A 15,538-nucleotide genomic window follows, 5' to 3' on the forward strand; every position below is an offset into this window, starting at 1 on the left:
CGCGATCCACACCTTCGACAGCGCCCGGACGGGTGCGCGCGTCCCATGACGTGCGCGCCCGCCGGGCCGGCGGGGCGAACTCCGAGCGCCGCCGCCGGCAGACGCTGATCGCCTGGCTGTTCACCGCGCCCTTCGTGGTCGTCTTCGCGGTGTTCATGATCCTGCCGATCGCCAGCTCGATCGGCTTCTCGTTCACCGACATGACGGCGCAGGACATCCAGTCGCCGTTCAACGTCGACTTCGTGGGGTTCGAGCAGTACGCGAACGTGCTCTCCGATCCCGAGTTCCAGAACGCCGCCTGGGTGACCGCGCTGTTCGTGATCGTCGGCATCCCCGTGACCGTGGCGCTCGGGCTGGGGCTGGCGCTGGCGCTCAACTCCGGCATCCGGCGGCTGCGGCCGATCTACCGCGTCGCCTTCTACGCGCCGGTGGTCACGAGCGTCGTCGCCGTCTCGGTCATCTGGCGCTACATCCTGGCCCGCGACGGCCTGCTGAACATGGTTCTCGCCCTGGTCGGCATCGAGGGTCCCGACTGGCTGAACAGCACCACCTGGGCGCTGCCGTCGCTGATCCTGATGGCCGTCTGGCGCAACACCGGCACCCTGATGATCATCTTCCTGGCGGGGCTCCAGGCCATCCCGACCGACGTCAGGGAGGCCGCGGAGATGGACGGCGCCGGACGCTGGCGCCGCCTGCGCAGCGTCACGCTGCCGCTGCTGCGGCCCACGATGCTGCTGGGCAGCGTGCTCATCTCGGTCGGCTACCTGCAGTTCTTCGAGGAAGCCTTCGTGATGACGCAGGGCGGCCCGCTCAGCTCCACGCTCTCCATGACGTACTACACGTTCAACACCTTCGGCTTCGGCGACTTCGCCAAGGCGTCCGCGGCGAGCTACATCATGTTCGTCGTCATCGCGGCGGTCAGCATCCTGCAGTTCCGCCTGCTCAGGAGATCGACATGACCAAACTCCTGTCAGCCCGGGCCCTCACGTACGTCGTGCTGACCGCCGGCCTGGTGGCGTGGCTCGCGCCGTTCGCCTGGATGGTGCTGGGCTCGTTCAAGACGCAGGACGAGATCTTCGCCGACCCGCCGACGTGGTGGCCGCAGTCCCCCACCGGGGGCAACTTCACCCGCTGGCTGACCGAGCTGAACTTCGGCACGTTCTTCACCAACAGCCTGGTCGTCGCGGTGATCACCGTGCTCGGCAACCTGCTGTTCTGCTCGATGGTCGGCTACGCGCTGGCCAAGATGGACTTCGCCGGCAAGCGGATCCTGCTCGGCGTCGTCCTGGTGACGATCATGGTGCCGGGTGTGGTGACCTTCGTCCCGCTGTTCGTGATCGTCGCCAAGATGGGCATCCTCGACTCGTACGCGGCCCTGGTCCTGCCCTTCCTCACCCAGCCGGTGGGCGTCTTCCTGATGCGCCAGTTCATGCTGGACATCCCGGACTCGCTGCTGGAGGCGGCACGCATCGACGGCGCGTCCGAGCTGCGGATCTTCACCCGCATCGTGCTCCCGCTGTGCGGGCCCGCGCTGGCGACGCTCGGCATCCTCACCTTCCTCGGCTCGTGGAACAACTTCCTCTGGCCGCTCGTGGCCAGCCAGACCGAGGAGATGTACACGCTGCCGGTCGCGCTCTCGCTCTACTCGACCGGTCAGTACGCGACCGACTACGGCACGCTGCTCGCCGGCGCCGTACTGATCATCACCCCGATCCTGGCCCTGTTCGTGTCCCTGCAGCGCTACTTCGTGCAGGGCATCGCCACGATGGGCCTCAAATGACGACATCCCCGACAGGAGTGAACATGGCGACCCCGCACCCGGTGGCCTTCCCGGACGGCTTCCTCTGGGGGGCCTCGACGGCTGCGCACCAGGTGGAGGGCAACAACGTCGGCAGCGACCTCTGGCACGCGGAGAACGACGGATCGGGAGCCCTGCGCGACCGGTCCGGAGACGCCTGCGACAGCTTCCACCGCTGGCCGGAAGACCTCGACATCGCCCGCGACCTCGGCCTCAACGCCTACCGGTTCAGCGTCGAGTGGGCCCGCGTGGTCCCCGCGCCCGGCCACCCCTCGGCGGCGATGCTGGACCACTACCGCCGCATCATCGAAGGATGCGCCGAGCGCGGCCTGACTCCCGTCGTGACGCTCCACCACTTCACCAACCCCGCGTGGCTGCGCGCCGAGGGCGGCTGGACCTCCGGCGACGCGCTCACGCACTTCACCGAGTACGTCCGGGCCGTGCTGCCGATCCTCGACGGCGTCCGCTGGGTCTGCACGATCAACGAGCCCAACATGGTCGCCATGATGGTCGCCCGCCGCAGGCACGCCGCCGACGGGGAGGTGCCCGCGTTCGTCGTGCCGGACCCCGGCGTGACCGCCGCGCTGACCCGCGCGCACGAGGCGGCCCGCGAACTGCTCGCGTCCGTCCCCGGGCTCAGATCCGGATGGACGGTGGCGAACCAGAACGTCCAGGACCACGGCGCCGGCCCCGACCGCACCGCCGAGATGTCCTACCTGATCGACGACCAGTACATCGACGTGGCCAAGGGTGACGACTTCCTCGGCGTGCAGGCCTACAGCCGCATGCGCGCGGGCGAGCAGGGCCTGATCGTCCCCGGCCCGGACGACCGGCGCACGATGATGGGCTGGGAGTACTACCCCCGCGCCCTGGAGGACACCGTCCGCCACACCGCCGCCCGGCTCGGCGGCTCGACGCCGCTGCTCGTCACCGAGAACGGCATCGCGACCGGCGACGACGACGAGCGGATCGCGTACACGGGCGAGGCCGTGCTGGGCCTGGCCCACGCGCTGGCCGACGGCATCGACGTGCGCGGCTACCTGCACTGGTCGCTCCTGGACAACTACGAGTGGGGCTCGTGGGAGCCGACGTTCGGCCTCGTCTCGGTCGACCGGACCACGTTCCGGCGTACGGTCAAGCCCAGCGCCCGCTGGTACGCGCGGCTCGTCCGCGATCCGGAGGCGACCCTCCGCCAGGGGGCCGCGTCGTGACCGAGCTCGCCCGGCTCATCGAGGGCGCGGCGGCGCTCGACCCGGGGCACCACGGCGGGCTGCGTCCGCGCCGGCTGCCGCCGTGGGCGCGCGCCCAGCACGACGACACCTGGTTCGAGCTCATGGAGCAGGCGCCCACCGGCGTCTCGCTCCGGTTCACGACCAGCGCGACCCTGCTGACCCTTCGTCTGCACACGCGGTCGGTCCGGCCGGCCGGCGTCGAGTCCGCCCGGCCGCACCTGCTCGCCGTGGTCGTCGACGGCGTGGTGACCGAGCACGTGGCGATCCCCGAAGGCGACGTCGTCATCATGGACGCCGGCCACCGGATCGCCGGAGCCGAGCGCCGGGGCCCGTCCGACGTGTCGATGGCCCTGGTCCCCGACGGCCGGGAGAAGCACGTCGAGATCCTGCTGCCGCACGACTGCGCGGTCGAGGTCGTCAGCCTGGACGCCGACGCGCCGGTCACGCCCGCGCCGCCCGGCGGCGCGGCGCGCTGGATCCACTACGGCAGCTCCATCAGCCACGGGCTGGAGGCGTCCGCCCCCGACCGCACCTGGCCGGCGCGGGTCGCCCTCGGCACCGGCTGGCGGCTGCGCAACCTGTCCTTCGGCGGCAACGCGCAACTGGACCCGTTCGTCGCCCGCATGATCAGGGACGCCCCCGCCGACCTGATCACCCTGAAAGTGGGGATCAACCTCGTGAACGTCGACTCGATGCGCGCCAGGGCGATGCTGCCCGCCGTGCACGGCTTCCTCGACCTGATCCGTGACGGCCATCCGGACACGCCGATCGTCCTCGTCACCGCGATCGCCTGCCCGGCGCACGAGCACACGCCGGGGCCGACGGTCGACCGCGACGGCCGGGCCGCGGGCGCGGACCGGTCCCTGGAGAGCGACGACGGCGCCCTCACGCTGGCCGGAACCCGGCGCATCCTCGAACGGGCGCACGCCGACCGCGACGACCCCCACCTGCACCTGGTGGACGGCCGTACGCTGCTGGGCGAGGCCGACGCCGGGCTGCTGGGCGACGGCCTGCACCCGACCGAGGAGGGGCTGGGCCTCATCGCCCGGCGCTTCCAGGACACCGTGGCCGGCATGCCCGCGCTGGCCGGGCTGCTGGGAGGCCGCCGATGACCCCGCTCGCTCTGGTGCCGTGGCCGCACGCGGTCACGCTCGACGGCACCACGACGACGGTCCTCGACCCCGCCCGCGTCGCCATCGAGGCGGAGGCCCCGCTGGCGGCGGCCCGCGACTGGCTCCGGACCGAGCTCGCCCGCACCGCCGGGACCGGCGACGCGCCGACGCTGCGCATCACGCTCCAGCTCGGGGCGGCCCCCGCCGACGTGCCGCCCGCCGACGGCATCGCCCCGGACGAGGCCGCGCCCGACGAGCGGCACACGATCACGATCGCCCCCGGCGAGGTCACGGTGACCGGGCCGACCCCCCAGGCGGTCCTGCGCGGCGCCGCGACGCTCGTCCAGCTCGCGGAGGGCTCGGCCGGACGGCTGCCCGTGGGCCGGATCGCCGACGGGCCCCGCCTGGCGTGGCGCGGGCTGATGGTCGACGTCGTACGGCACCCGTTCGGCGTGGACGAGATCCGCCGCGTCGTCGACCTGCTGACCCGCTACAAGCTGAACGTGCTGCACCTGCACCTCACCGACTCCGACGGCTGGCGGCTGCAGTCCGCGGCCCGCCCGGCGCTGGACGCGACCTCGCCCGGCGAGCTGATCACCCGGCGCGACCTGGACGAGCTGACGGCGTTCGCCGAGACGCGCGGGGTGACGATCCTGCCCGAGGTCGACCTGCCCGGCCACTCGCTCGCCGCCACCCGCGCCTACCCGGAGCTCACCGACGGCGGGGCGGCCGCCCGGCTGGGCTACGTGGACCCCGCGGCGCCGGGGGCCGAGTCGTTCATCGCCGACACCGTCACCGAGTTCGTCCAGGCGTCCCGCGCCCGGTTCGTCCACGTCGGCGGCGACGAGCCGTTCGGCATGCCGTTCGAGGCGTACACCCGGGCGGTCGGCCTGGCCGTCCGCGCGGCGCACGCGGCCGGCAGCCGGGTGATCGCCTGGCAGGAGGCGGTACGCGCCGGCGCGCTCGGCCCCGGCGACCTCGTGCAGCTGTGGATCGGCGCGGAGACGAGCATCGACGCCGACGCGAAGAAGGCCGCGCTGCCGGAGTCGGCGCACCGGTTCGTCGACCAGCTGGTGGAGCTGTTCGCGCTCGCGCCCGGCGACGGCCCCGCCGCGGCGGCCGCCGGGCTGCCGGTGCTCCTCTCGTCCAGCGACGTGCTCTACCTCGACCGCCCCTACGCGGAGCCCGCCGCCGACGCCGACGGGGAGGCGCGCCGGGCCCGGCTCGGGTTCCGCGACTACCCGGCCAAGACCCTCCGGCAGATGTTCGACTGGACCCCCGAATCGCTGGTGGCGGGGCTGGACGTGCGCATCGCCGGTGTCGAGGCGGCGATCTGGTCGGAGACCGTCGACGGCTTCGACGACCTGGCGTTCCTGCTGCTCCCCCGCCTCCCGGCCGCCGCGGAACGGGCCTGGACGCGCGAGCCGACGACCTGGGAGGACCACAGCTCACGCCTGCGCCCGCACGCCGGCACCTGGCAGGCGACCGGCTGGGGCGCGGCGTACCGGCCCGCCCACTGGTAGCCGGGGGGTCACCAGGCCCAGGCGGGGTTGCCGGTGGCGGCCTGGGAGGCCGCCCACAGCCGCTCGCGGGCCGGCTCGTCGTAGGCGAAGGCCGGCGCGCGGACCGGGCGCAGGTCCTCGTCCACGTACGGGCCGGGCAGGGGTCCGTCACCGGTGGCCAGGCGGGCATAGGTGTCGCCGAGGAGCTCGGCGGGGACGGCCATGCGGTTCTTCGGCGCGTACAGGGTGCGCAGCAGCCACGGCATGGCGGCCACCCGGCCGGCGTCGAGCCGGACGGCGGGAACGCGCACGCAGGTGACCTCCAGGCGCCCCGCGCCCTTCTCCTCCTCCGCCCTCTCCGCCAGGGTCATGGTTGTCATGATCTGGGCGAGTTTGGCGTGGTAGTACGCGCGGGTCGGGGTGAACCAGCTCGGGTCGTCGAGCTGGTCGAACCGGATGCGGATGCGCGGCATCGAGAGCAGCCCCTTGCTGGCCACGTTGATCACGCGCGGGCGGGCGGCGGCGGCGAGCAGCGGGCTGAGGCGGGCGGTGAGCAGGAAGGGGCCCAGGTGGTTGGTGGCCCAGAACAGCTCGTGGCCGTCGGCGGTGAAGCGGGGCTCGCGCAGCGTCTGGTCGAAGACGGCGGCGTTGTTGACGAGCACGTCGAGGTGGCCGGTGGTCCGGGTGAGCTGGTCGGCGGCGGCCTCGATGGAGTCCGGGGACGACAGGTCCGCCTGGACGAGGGTGGCCGGGTGTGCGGCGTGGGCGTTGATCTCGGCCAGCGCGGCGCGGCCTCGGTCGAGGTCCCGGCAGAGCGCCAGCACGTGGTGGCCGGCGGCGGCGAGGGTCCGGGCGGCGCGCAGGCCGATCCCGGAGTTGGCGCCGGTGATGGCGATGGATAGCATGCCGGGGATTCTATTCTGTTCGGAACGATCCGAACAGAATAGAATCGAGAGGTGGCCGGTGCTGAGGAGTTCGTGGAGAGTGCGGGGCTTTACTTCGAGCGGCTGGGGCTCAGCCGCACGGCGGGGCGGATCATCGGCGTGCTGCTGGTCGATCCGGACGACTCCGCCGACGCCCCGGGACTGTGCGACCGGCTCGGCGTGGCCAAGAGCAGCATGAGCGTGGCCCTCGGCCAGCTCGAACGCGGCGGGCTCGTCGAGCGCTTCCGGCCGCCCCGGGGCCGCCGCGACCACTACCGGCTGACGGAGGACGTGTTCGGGCGCGCGTTCCGGGCGAAGATGGCGGAGTTCTCCGCGTTCGCCCAGCTCGCCGAACAGGGCCTGGCCGTGGCCGGGGACAACCCCGCGAGCCGGGCCAGGCTGGAGCGGATGCGCGACCTTTACGGCTTCATGGGCCGCGAGTTCCCCAAGCTCCTCGACCAGTGGGAACGCGAACGCCCCTGACCCACGAGGCTCGTGGTCGAGGCCGACGGAATGCGGGTATGGCCTGCCAGGAGGGGCTTCACAGTTCGGGGGACATGGTGACAGAGCAGAGGCCGTCGAGCCCGTTGGGGTCGGTGCCGCCGCGGGTGTGGGTGGCGTTGGCGCTCCTGGTGCTGGCGATCGTGTTCATCCTGCAGAACCGGCAGGATGCGGCGATCCAGTTGTTCATGATCGTGGTGACCGCGCCGTTGTGGATCACGCTGGTGGTGTGCGTGGGCATCGGGATGCTGATCGGCGCGCTGATGAGCCGCAGAGGCGGGCGCCGGCGCTGACGCAGGCGGTCTGAGGCGAGGCGGTCATCGATCAGTTTTCGAGAAGCGGCCCGTCTCTCGGCCTCCCTAACATGAGAGTCACCCAGAAGGACATGTACGGGAGGAACCTCGCAATGACGAACACCAACGACACCAAGGACAAGACCGCCGGTAACGGGTTCGAGGGGTTCTCGGACGAGGAACGGGCCGCGATGAAGGAGCACGCCCAGGAGCTCAAGAAGGCCGCCCGCCGCGGCTCGCGCGCCAGCAAGGCCGACGGCGAGAGCGACGTCCTCGCCAAGATCGCCGAAATGCAGGACTCCGACCGCTTCCTGGCCGAGCGCATCCACGACATCGTCAAGACCAACGCCCCCGCCCTCACCCCCAAGCTCTGGTACGGGATGCCGGCGTACGCCAGGAACGGCAAGATCGTCTGCTTCTTCCAGAGCGCGCAGAAGTTCAAGTCGAGGTACGCGACGCTCGGCTTCAACGACGACGCGCGGCTGGACGACGGCACCATGTGGGCCACCGCCTTCGCCCTGACCGACCTGACCCCGGACGACGAGGCCCGCATCGCCCGGATCGTCAAGCAGGCAGTGGCCGAGGACTGACCACCCGTAAACGCAAGCTTGCTTTTTCCTTTATTCCGCCCTTGCCGGGCTGTCGACGGAATTCAATGACGCGCCTGAGGGCGCGGGATCCCTGACAAAGATTTTCCGATATGCCACTATCTGTCGGGTGACAATGGGGGATCCTCGGGAGCAGATTCCCGGCTACCAGCTCATCGAGCCCGTGGGCCAGGGCGGTTTCGCCGTGGTCTACCGCGCCCTGCACGAGCGGGTCGGCCGGGTGGTCGCCGTGAAGATCCTGTCGGTGGCCGACGTGGACGAGCGGGCGCTGCGCAACTTCCGGCGGGAGCTGGAGGTCATGGGGCGGCTGAGCGACCATCCGAACATCGTGGCCGCGCTCGACACCGGCACGACCGCCGCCGGCCGGCCGTACATCGTCATGGACTTCCACGAGGGCGGCAGCCTCCACAGCCGGGCGGGAGCGCTCCCGCCGCACGAGGTGCTGCGGATCGGCGTCAAGGTGGCGGGCGCGCTCGCGGCCGTGCACGACGCCGGGGTCTTCCACGGCGACATCAAGCCGCAGAACATCCTCGTCTCCAAGTACGGCGAGCCCGCGCTGGCCGACTTCGGCGTGGCCCGCATGCTGGACGTGGGGCAGCTCTCGTCCAACACGCTCACGTTCACCCCGCACCACGCGGCGCCGGAGGTGCTCAACGGCTCGCCGCAGAACGTGCGCTCGGACGTGTACGCGCTCGGGTCGACGCTCTACCAGTTGCTGGCCGGGCGGCCCGCCTACCATGATCCGGCCGATGCCGGGGTGGCGCCGTTGCTGCTCAGGGTGCTCAGGCAGCCGTTGCCGCCGCTGCCGGAGCACGCCGTTCCCGCGCCGCTGCGCGCCCTCGTCGAGCGGGCGATGTCCAAGGACCCGGGCGGGCGGCCGCAGGACGCCTGGGCCTTCGTCCGGGAGTTGCAGCAGGTGCAGCGGGCGCTCGCGCTCCCGGTGACCGAGCCGGCGACCGCCGTCCCGCCGCCGGCCCCCGCACCACCACACCCCGTCGGCCCCACCCCGCAGACCCTCGGCCCCACGCCGCACGGCCCGCCCCCACCCGGCCCGCAGACACCGGTCAGCGCGCCACACGTTCCCGGCAGCGCACCGCAGGCCCCCGGCAGCGGGCCGGCGCCCGGGATGCCCGGCCCGCCGTCGTACGCCCATCAGGACCAATCGCCCCACACCAGGCCGAGCCGCAGGTCCTCGCGCCGCTGGGTGGTCGCGGGGGCCGCCGTGGTCACCGCGTCGGCCGCCGCCGTGGCCGCCGTCCATCTGACCGGCGGGTTCGCCCCCGCGACGGCGGTGCCCACCGCCACCGTCACACCGGGCGCCCTCGCCGTCGCCACCGCGACCGAGCCCGTCGTGCCCGCGTCGAGCTCGGCCTCGCCCGAGCCGTCGGCGAAGGCCGGCAAGCCCACCCTCGCCAAGGTCTCCCTCTCGACGGACGCGAAGGTCCACGCGCCGGGCCAGACGTTCCGCCTCAAGGTGACCGGCCGCCTGTCGAACGGCCGCCCGGCCCGCCTGGCCCGCGCGGACCTGGACTTCCACAGCGCCGACCCGCGCGTGGCCACCGTCAGCCCCGACGGCCAGGTGACGGTGCTGAAAGAGGGCCGGGTTCGCATCACGGTCAAGGTGACGATGAACGGCTCGGCCAAGGTCGCCGCGCTCCCCCTGACGGTCGGGTCCAAGGCGACCCCGGAGCCGGAGGCCGAGCCGGAGAGCGGCCCCCGGACGCTGCGGGTGCCCGCCACGCTGACGAACATGGTCCGGGGCGGCGGCTACTCCGCCAAGTCGTTCCCCGCCTGCCAGGTCTGCAAGGTCAAGAACGGCAACCCGGGCTTCTACCGCGAGACGTACTTCCGCTTCGACCTCAGCCGGGTCAAGGTCAAGCCGGACCGGATCGCCTCCGTCGTCCTGCACGCGCACATGCGGGTCGACGACTCGGTCGACACCCAGGGCGCGGCGATGGCGTACGCGATGGGCAACGGCTGGAACGCCGGGGTCACCTTCGACACGCGCCCGCAGCTCGGGGCGCAGCTCGGCGAGTTCCCGGCGGTGGGCGTGAACGGCGCCTGGGTGAAGCTGAACCTCACCGGCTACTTCCGGCCGAAGGTCGGCGGCCCGGCGAGCGTGGGGCTGGCGGAGTCGGGCGGGGTGGGCACGGCGATCGGCGGCCTGGGCTCGGGGACCGTCCCATACCTGGTGATCACCACTCGGTAGGGTGGGCGTCCATGGCAGAGACCAGGACTCCTCCGATCTTCGACGGTGACGAGCGCGCGATCCTCTACAGCTGGCTCGACTGGCATCGTGAGACGCTGGCCGCCAAGTGCGCGGGCCTGTCGGAGGAGCAGCTCAGGCGGCGCGCGGTGCCGCCGTCGGGGATGTCGCTGCTGGGGCTGGTGCGGCACATGGCGCACGTGGAGCGGGCCTGGTTCCGGCGGATGATCGACGACGAGGACGTGCCGCTGCTCTACGGCAAGCAGGAGCGCCAGGACGCCGACTTCGAGGACGTGGACGACGCCTCGGCCGAGGAGGCGTTCGCCACCTGGCGGGCGGAGATCGAGCGGGCCCGGCAGGTGTCGGCGGCACTGCCGCTGGACGCGATCGCCAAGCGGCGGCGCGACGGCAACGAGGTGTCGCACCGGCGCATCCTGGTTCACCTGATCCAGGAGTACGCGCGCCACAACGGCCATGCCGACCTGCTGCGCGAGCGCATCGACGGCGTGACCGGCGAGTAGCGCGGCGGTGATTGCCGCGCCGCCCATGCCGGACTTGGATGGCTCTACGCCGACATGGGAGGGGGCGACCTTGATCGATCGTCGACTGGACCATCTGCTGTACGCGGTGCCCGATCTGACCGCGGCCGTGGCCGAGTTCGGTGACAGGACCGGCGTGACCCCGGTGGCGGGCGGCAGCCATCCGGGCGGCACCGCGAACTACCTGGTCGGTCTGGGACCGTCCGCGTACCTGGAGATCATCGGGCCGGACCCGGCGGCCGACCCGGCGACGCGGCGGCGGGCGGCCGAGCTGGAGCTGCTCGACGTGCCCCGGCTGGCGGGGTGGGCGGTGCACCCCGGCGACATCGGGGTGGCCGTACGGCAGGCGCGGGCGCGGGGGTACGACCCGGGCGACGTGGAGCCGATGTCGCGCCGGACCCCCGACGGGCGGCTGCTGGAGTGGCGGCTGACCCGCTGGGACGAGCCGGGCCGGGTGGATCCGGTGCCGTTCCTCATCGACTGGGGCGCCACGCCGCATCCGGCCGCGTCGGGGCTTCCGCAGGTGAAGCTGACGGCCTTCAGGGCGACCGTGCCGGAGCCGCCGCTGCTGCTGGCCCGGCTGCGCGCCCTGGACGTGGAGCTGGACGTCGAGGCGGGGGCGCCGGTGGCTCTCCACGCGGTCATGGAGAGCCCGCTCGGGCGCGTTGAACTGACCTGACGGGGGCGAACGCGTTGGCGGCCGGGCCGCCGAGCCGCAAGAATGGCGCGATGAGCGCTGCTGACAGCACGGAGGCCGACTGGGTCTCCCGATTCGCGGACGAGGTCATCTCCGAGGCGGAGCGTCGCGCGCCGGGCAAACCGATCGTGTGCGCCTCGGGGCTGAGCCCGTCGGGGCCGATCCACCTGGGCAACCTGCGCGAGGTGATGACCCCGCACCTGGTGGCCGACGAGATCAGGCGGCGCGGCCACGAGTGCGTCCACCTGCTGTCGTGGGACGACTACGACCGCTTCCGCCGCGTCCCCGCGGGGGTCGACCCGTCGTGGGCCGAGCACATCGGCAAGCCGCTGAGCTCGGTGCCCGCGCCTCCCGGCAGCCCGTACGGGTCCTGGGCCGAGCACTTCAAGGCGCCGATGGAGGCCGCGCTGGCCGAGCTGGGCGTCGAATACCGGGGCATCAGCCAGACCGAGCAGTACACCTCGGGCGTCTACCGGGAGCAGATCCTGCTGGCGATGCGCGAGCGGGAGCGGATCGACGCCGTCCTGGCCCGCTACCGGTCGCAGCAGCGCGAGGGCTATTTCCCGTACAAGCCCTACTGCGAGCTGTGCGAGCGCGACCTGACCACGGTGACCGCCTACGACGACGACAGCACGGAGCTGGCCTACACGTGCGAGTGCGGGTTCGGCGAGACGGTGCGGCTGGCCGAGCACGACCGGGGCAAGCTGGTGTGGAAGGTCGACTGGCCGATGCGGTGGGCGTACGAGGGGGTGGTGTTCGAGCCGTCCGGCGTCGACCACCACTCGCCCGGGTCGGCGTGGATCGTCGGCGGGCAGATCGTCGGCGAGGTGTTCGGCGGCGAGCAGCCGATCGGGCCGATGTACGCGTTCGTCGGCATCACCGGCATGGCGAAGATGAGCAGCTCCAAGGGTGACGTGCCGACTCCGGCCGACGCGCTGGAGATCATGGAGGCGCCGGTGCTGCGCTGGCTGTACGCGCGCCGCAAGCCGTCGCAGTCCTTCAAGATCGCCTTCGACCAGGAGATCCAGCGGCTCTACGACGAGTGGGACGCGCTCGGCCGCAAGGTCGCCGGCGGCGAGGCGCAGCCCGCCGAGCTGGCGGCGCACGGCCGGGCGGTGCGCACGGCGGCCGGGCCGCTGCCGGTGACGCCGCGCCCGGTGGCCTACCGCACGCTGGCCTCCATCGCCGACGTCACGACCGGCGACGCCGCGCAGATCCTGCGCATCCTCGGCGACGTCGACGCGATCGGCTCGCTGGAGGAGGCGCGGCCCCGGCTCGACCGGGCGCAGCGGTGGATCGACACGCAGGTGCCCGCCGAGCAGCGCACCCGCGTGCGCGAGGCCCCCGACGCCGAGCTGCTGGACTCGCTCGGCGAGGCCGAACGCGAGGCCCTGGCCATGCTGGTCGACGGCCTCGACGCGCACTGGTCGCTCGACGGGCTGACCACGCTGGTGTACGGGGTGCCGAAGCGGCAGGCGGGCCTGGACCCCGACGCCAAGCCGACGCCCGAGGTGAAGGCGGCCCAGCGGGCCTTCTTCGCGCTGCTCTACCGGCTGCTGGTGGGCCGCGACACCGGGCCCAGGCTGCCCACGCTGCTGATGGCGGTGGGGGCCGACCGGGTGCGGAAACTGGTCGGGGCGTGACCGCCTACCTGATCACCGGGATCTCCGCGTCGGGCAAGTCCACGGTGGCGCAGGCGCTGGCCGAGCGGCTGCCGAAGGCGGCGCACGTACGCGGCGACGCCTTCCGGCGGATGGTGGTCAGCGGCGGCGTCGGCATGACGCCCGACCGGCCGGAGGAGGCCGTACGCCAGCTCCGCCTGCGCTACCGGATCGCGGCGGCGGCGGCCGACTTGTATGCCGGCGAGGGGTTCACCGCGGTCGTCCAGGACGTGGTGCTCGGCGCGGACCTGAAGCTGTTCACCGGGCTGATCCGCACCCGCCCGCTGCACGTGGTGGTGCTGGCCCCGAGCGCGGCCGTCGTCGAGCGGCGCGAGCGCGAGCGGGCCAAGACCGGCTACGGGGCGTGGACGGTCGCCGAGCTCGACGCGGCGCTGCGCCGCGACACGCCCCGCCTGGGACTGTGGCTCGACACCTCCGCGCAGACGCCGGCGCAGACGGTGGACGAGATCCTGGCCAGGGCCGCCGAGGCGCGCGTCTAGCGAGCCGCCGAGGCCGCCCCACCCGACTCGGGCACCTCGGTGGCGCTCGTGAGCGAGCGGATGACATGCTCGGAAGCATGCGTTACATCGTGATCGGAGCGGGGGCCGTGGGCGGCACGATCGGCGCCCGGCTGTTCCAGGGCGGGCACGACGTGCTCCTGATCGCCCGGGGCGCCCACTACGAGACGCTGAAGAACCGCGGCCTGCGCCTCCTCACGCCCTACTCCGACGACCTTCTCGACATCCCGGCGGCCGACGGCCCGGTGGCGGTCCGCGACGACGACGTGCTGATCGTCGCCACCAAGTCGCAGGACACCGTGACCGCGCTCGCCCCGTGGCCGACCCACCTGCCGGTGGTGTGCGCGCAGAACGGCGTCGAGAACGAGCGCACCGCGCTGCGCAGGTTCGAGCGGGTCTACGGGATGTGCGTGTGGCTGCCCGCGCTGCACACCGAGCCCGGCACCGTGGCCGCCTACGGCTCGCCGCGCTCGGGGCTGCTGCACGTCGGCTGCTACCCGCACGGCTCCGACGAGCTGGCCAAGCAGATCGCCATCGACCTCGACCGCAGCAGGTTCGTCGCGCTGCCGTCGGCCGAGGTGATGCGCTGGAAGTACGGCAAGCTGCTCGCCAACCTGGCCAACGCCGTCGAGGCGCTCGTCGGCCACGGGCCCGGCGTGGAGGAGGTGCTGGAGCTGGCCAGGTGCGAGGGCACCCACGTGCTGGAGGAGGCCGGGATCTGCTATTCGACGCCGCGTGAGGAGCGCGAGCTGCGCCGCGACCAGGTCGACCTGCTGCCGATCGGCGGCAGCATGCGCGGCGGCGGCTCGTCGTGGCAGAGCCTGGCCAGGGCGACCGGGTCGATCGAGGCCGACTACCTCAACGGCGAGATCGTCCTGCTGGCCCGCGAGCTCGGCATCGCCACCCCGGCCAACGAGGTGCTCCAGCGGGAGGCCAACCGGTTCGCCAGGGAGCGCCGCGAGCCTGGCTCGATGCCGCTGGAGACGCTGATGGCGCTCATCGCCGAGCGTTCCGGAGCCGGATCCCGCTGAACTCCAGCGTGCTGGCCGTCACCTCGTTCCAGAACCGCCACAAATTGTCCAGCACGCGGAGCTGGATCCCGGCCTCCTCGTGCAGCTCGAACAGGTCGCGGACCGGCTCGGGCGGGCCGAGCGGCAGCACCGGCACGGTCGCCACGACCGCGGCGGGCGGGTCGCCGAGCGGCTTGAAGACGTCGGCGGGCAGCCTGTAGGCGAACAGGCGCACGTCCATCATCGCCTTCAGCCACCCGTACTCGATCGCGTGCACCCGCTCGATGGTGGGGTCCTCGGAGAAGTGCAGCACCTGTCCTGGTTCGGGTCTCATGACCGCCATCATGACCTGCGAGCCCGTGTGGGCAGGGCATACCGCGCCGGATGATGGGCAGGGGGATCTCGCTCTGACGACGAGGAGTGAGACGAAATGATCTTTCTGGGTCTGTTACTGGTCCTGCTCGCCGGCGCGGCTGCCGTGGTGGCCATCACGGAGGAGAGCGCCCGCTACATCCTGTTCGGTTACACGTTCCAGCCCGACCACGTGGAGATGTTCCTCGCGGGCGCGGCGGCGGCCGCGGTGATGGTGCTCGGCTTCTGGCTGATCGCCGCCGGTTCGCGCCGGTCCGCCCGGCGTCGCCGCCGGCTGGCCCACGTACGCGCCGACGCCTCCGACAAGGTGGCGCGGCTGGAGGACGAGAAGCGCGAGCTGGAGCGGAAGCTCGAACGCGAGCACGCCGCCGCAAGCAAGCCGATCGCGGGCCGCGCTGACGGGCGCACCGACGCCCGCGCCGACGGGCACGCTGACGGGCACGCCGATGACCGGCTGGTCGCCGGCCGTGAGGAGCGCGCGCGGTGACCTCACCGGTGCGGGGTGGCGGGGTGGCCCCGCACCGGTGATTCGCGGCGATACTTCGCATGACGGGTGTAATCTGCGT

The 15,538-nt window shown here is 72.6% G+C and carries 17 protein-coding genes; 15 read left to right on the top strand and 2 right to left on the bottom strand.

Annotated features, from left to right (window positions below):
* Positions 1-32 precede the first annotated feature (32 nt).
* From AB0J53_RS02865 to AB0J53_RS02885, 5 genes are read left to right on the top strand one after another with little or no spacing between them, the layout of a single operon-like run.
* Positions 33-959 carry a sugar ABC transporter permease gene (locus AB0J53_RS02865; protein WP_357584930.1) on the top strand — a complete coding sequence of 309 codons (927 nt, stop codon included), beginning with the start codon at positions 33-35 and terminating at the stop codon, positions 957-959.
* Positions 956-1,780 (top strand): carbohydrate ABC transporter permease, encoded by an 825-nt coding sequence (locus tag AB0J53_RS02870; RefSeq protein WP_219499031.1) that lies wholly within the window; start codon positions 956-958, stop codon positions 1,778-1,780. The genes AB0J53_RS02865 and AB0J53_RS02870 overlap by 4 nt, the downstream gene beginning before the upstream one ends.
* 23 nt (positions 1,781-1,803) lie before the next feature.
* Positions 1,804-3,009, top strand: coding sequence for a family 1 glycosylhydrolase (locus AB0J53_RS02875; RefSeq protein ID WP_364168142.1), 1,206 nt, complete (start codon positions 1,804-1,806; stop codon positions 3,007-3,009).
* On the top strand, positions 3,006-4,142 hold the full coding sequence (locus tag AB0J53_RS02880) for an SGNH/GDSL hydrolase family protein (protein WP_364168144.1): 1,137 nt from the start codon (positions 3,006-3,008) through the stop codon (positions 4,140-4,142). Before AB0J53_RS02875 ends, AB0J53_RS02880 begins: the two co-directional genes overlap by 4 nt.
* Positions 4,139-5,665 carry a family 20 glycosylhydrolase gene (locus tag AB0J53_RS02885; RefSeq protein WP_364168146.1) on the top strand — a complete coding sequence of 509 codons (1,527 nt, stop codon included), beginning with the start codon at positions 4,139-4,141 and terminating at the stop codon, positions 5,663-5,665. Before AB0J53_RS02880 ends, AB0J53_RS02885 begins: the two co-directional genes overlap by 4 nt.
* An 8-nt stretch (positions 5,666-5,673) precedes the next feature.
* Here the strand turns inward: AB0J53_RS02885 and AB0J53_RS02890 are convergent, their stop codons facing one another.
* Entirely contained in the window at positions 5,674-6,549 is an 876-nt protein-coding gene (locus AB0J53_RS02890; protein WP_364168148.1) for an SDR family NAD(P)-dependent oxidoreductase, read from the bottom strand.
* Positions 6,550-6,600: 51 nt separating this feature from the next.
* Between AB0J53_RS02890 and AB0J53_RS02895 the strand changes: the two genes are divergently transcribed.
* From AB0J53_RS02895 to AB0J53_RS02935, 9 genes are all read left to right on the top strand, one after another.
* Positions 6,601-7,050 (top strand): MarR family transcriptional regulator, encoded by a 450-nt coding sequence (locus tag AB0J53_RS02895; protein ID WP_364168150.1) that lies wholly within the window; start codon positions 6,601-6,603, stop codon positions 7,048-7,050.
* A gap of 74 nt (positions 7,051-7,124) precedes the next feature.
* Entirely contained in the window at positions 7,125-7,361 is a 237-nt protein-coding gene (locus AB0J53_RS02900; RefSeq protein WP_357584938.1) for a LapA family protein, read from the top strand.
* Between the two features lie 113 nt (positions 7,362-7,474).
* On the top strand, positions 7,475-7,951 hold the full coding sequence (locus AB0J53_RS02905; RefSeq protein ID WP_364168151.1) for a DUF1801 domain-containing protein: 477 nt from the start codon (positions 7,475-7,477) through the stop codon (positions 7,949-7,951).
* Between the two features lie 133 nt (positions 7,952-8,084).
* Positions 8,085-10,178, top strand: coding sequence for a protein kinase (locus AB0J53_RS02910; RefSeq protein ID WP_364168546.1), 2,094 nt, complete (start codon positions 8,085-8,087; stop codon positions 10,176-10,178).
* Between the two features lie 11 nt (positions 10,179-10,189).
* On the top strand, positions 10,190-10,696 hold the full coding sequence (locus AB0J53_RS02915; RefSeq protein WP_219499007.1) for a DinB family protein: 507 nt from the start codon (positions 10,190-10,192) through the stop codon (positions 10,694-10,696).
* Positions 10,697-10,766: 70 nt separating this feature from the next.
* A complete protein-coding gene (locus tag AB0J53_RS02920; RefSeq protein ID WP_364168153.1) occupies positions 10,767-11,393 on the top strand; it encodes a VOC family protein in 627 nt (208 codons plus the stop codon).
* Positions 11,394-11,443: 50 nt separating this feature from the next.
* Complete coding sequence (gene lysS / locus AB0J53_RS02925; protein WP_364168155.1) at positions 11,444-13,054, top strand: lysine--tRNA ligase; 1,611 nt, start codon at positions 11,444-11,446, stop codon at positions 13,052-13,054.
* Complete coding sequence (locus AB0J53_RS02930) at positions 13,051-13,572, top strand: AAA family ATPase (RefSeq protein WP_364168157.1); 522 nt, start codon at positions 13,051-13,053, stop codon at positions 13,570-13,572. Before lysS ends, AB0J53_RS02930 begins: the two co-directional genes overlap by 4 nt.
* A 77-nt stretch (positions 13,573-13,649) precedes the next feature.
* Positions 13,650-14,621: a 2-dehydropantoate 2-reductase N-terminal domain-containing protein gene (locus AB0J53_RS02935; RefSeq protein WP_364168159.1), complete on the top strand. Its 972-nt coding sequence runs from the start codon at positions 13,650-13,652 to the stop codon at positions 14,619-14,621.
* Here the strand turns inward: AB0J53_RS02935 and AB0J53_RS02940 are convergent.
* Entirely contained in the window at positions 14,587-14,934 is a 348-nt protein-coding gene (locus AB0J53_RS02940) for a DUF6886 family protein (protein WP_364168160.1), read from the bottom strand. The two genes, AB0J53_RS02935 and AB0J53_RS02940, sit on opposite strands and share 35 nt — an antisense overlap.
* A gap of 96 nt (positions 14,935-15,030) precedes the next feature.
* Between AB0J53_RS02940 and AB0J53_RS02945 the strand changes: the two genes are divergently transcribed.
* Positions 15,031-15,459, top strand: coding sequence for a hypothetical protein (locus tag AB0J53_RS02945; RefSeq protein ID WP_364168162.1), 429 nt, complete (start codon positions 15,031-15,033; stop codon positions 15,457-15,459).
* Positions 15,460-15,538: the final 79 nt, after the last annotated feature.

It is taken from the genome of Nonomuraea sp. NPDC049725, assembly GCF_040674795.1.
GTDB classification, from domain to species: domain Bacteria; phylum Actinomycetota; class Actinomycetes; order Streptosporangiales; family Streptosporangiaceae; genus Nonomuraea; species Nonomuraea ceibae.

Coding starts and splice junctions, on each gene's coding strand:
- AB0J53_RS02905 (WP_364168151.1), top strand. CDS start 7,475: ATGACGAACACCAACGACACCAAGGACAAGACCGCCGGTAACGGGTTC.
- AB0J53_RS02940 (WP_364168160.1), bottom strand. CDS start 14,934: ATGAGACCCGAACCAGGACAGGTGCTGCACTTCTCCGAGGACCCCACC.
- AB0J53_RS02935 (WP_364168159.1), top strand. CDS start 13,650: ATGCGTTACATCGTGATCGGAGCGGGGGCCGTGGGCGGCACGATCGGC.
- lysS (WP_364168155.1), top strand. CDS start 11,444: ATGAGCGCTGCTGACAGCACGGAGGCCGACTGGGTCTCCCGATTCGCG.
- AB0J53_RS02885 (WP_364168146.1), top strand. CDS start 4,139: ATGACCCCGCTCGCTCTGGTGCCGTGGCCGCACGCGGTCACGCTCGAC.
- AB0J53_RS02890 (WP_364168148.1), bottom strand. CDS start 6,549: ATGCTATCCATCGCCATCACCGGCGCCAACTCCGGGATCGGCCTGCGC.
- AB0J53_RS02945 (WP_364168162.1), top strand. CDS start 15,031: ATGATCTTTCTGGGTCTGTTACTGGTCCTGCTCGCCGGCGCGGCTGCC.
- AB0J53_RS02910 (WP_364168546.1), top strand. CDS start 8,085: ATGGGGGATCCTCGGGAGCAGATTCCCGGCTACCAGCTCATCGAGCCC.
- AB0J53_RS02915 (WP_219499007.1), top strand. CDS start 10,190: ATGGCAGAGACCAGGACTCCTCCGATCTTCGACGGTGACGAGCGCGCG.
- AB0J53_RS02900 (WP_357584938.1), top strand. CDS start 7,125: ATGGTGACAGAGCAGAGGCCGTCGAGCCCGTTGGGGTCGGTGCCGCCG.
- AB0J53_RS02875 (WP_364168142.1), top strand. CDS start 1,804: ATGGCGACCCCGCACCCGGTGGCCTTCCCGGACGGCTTCCTCTGGGGG.
- AB0J53_RS02870 (WP_219499031.1), top strand. CDS start 956: ATGACCAAACTCCTGTCAGCCCGGGCCCTCACGTACGTCGTGCTGACC.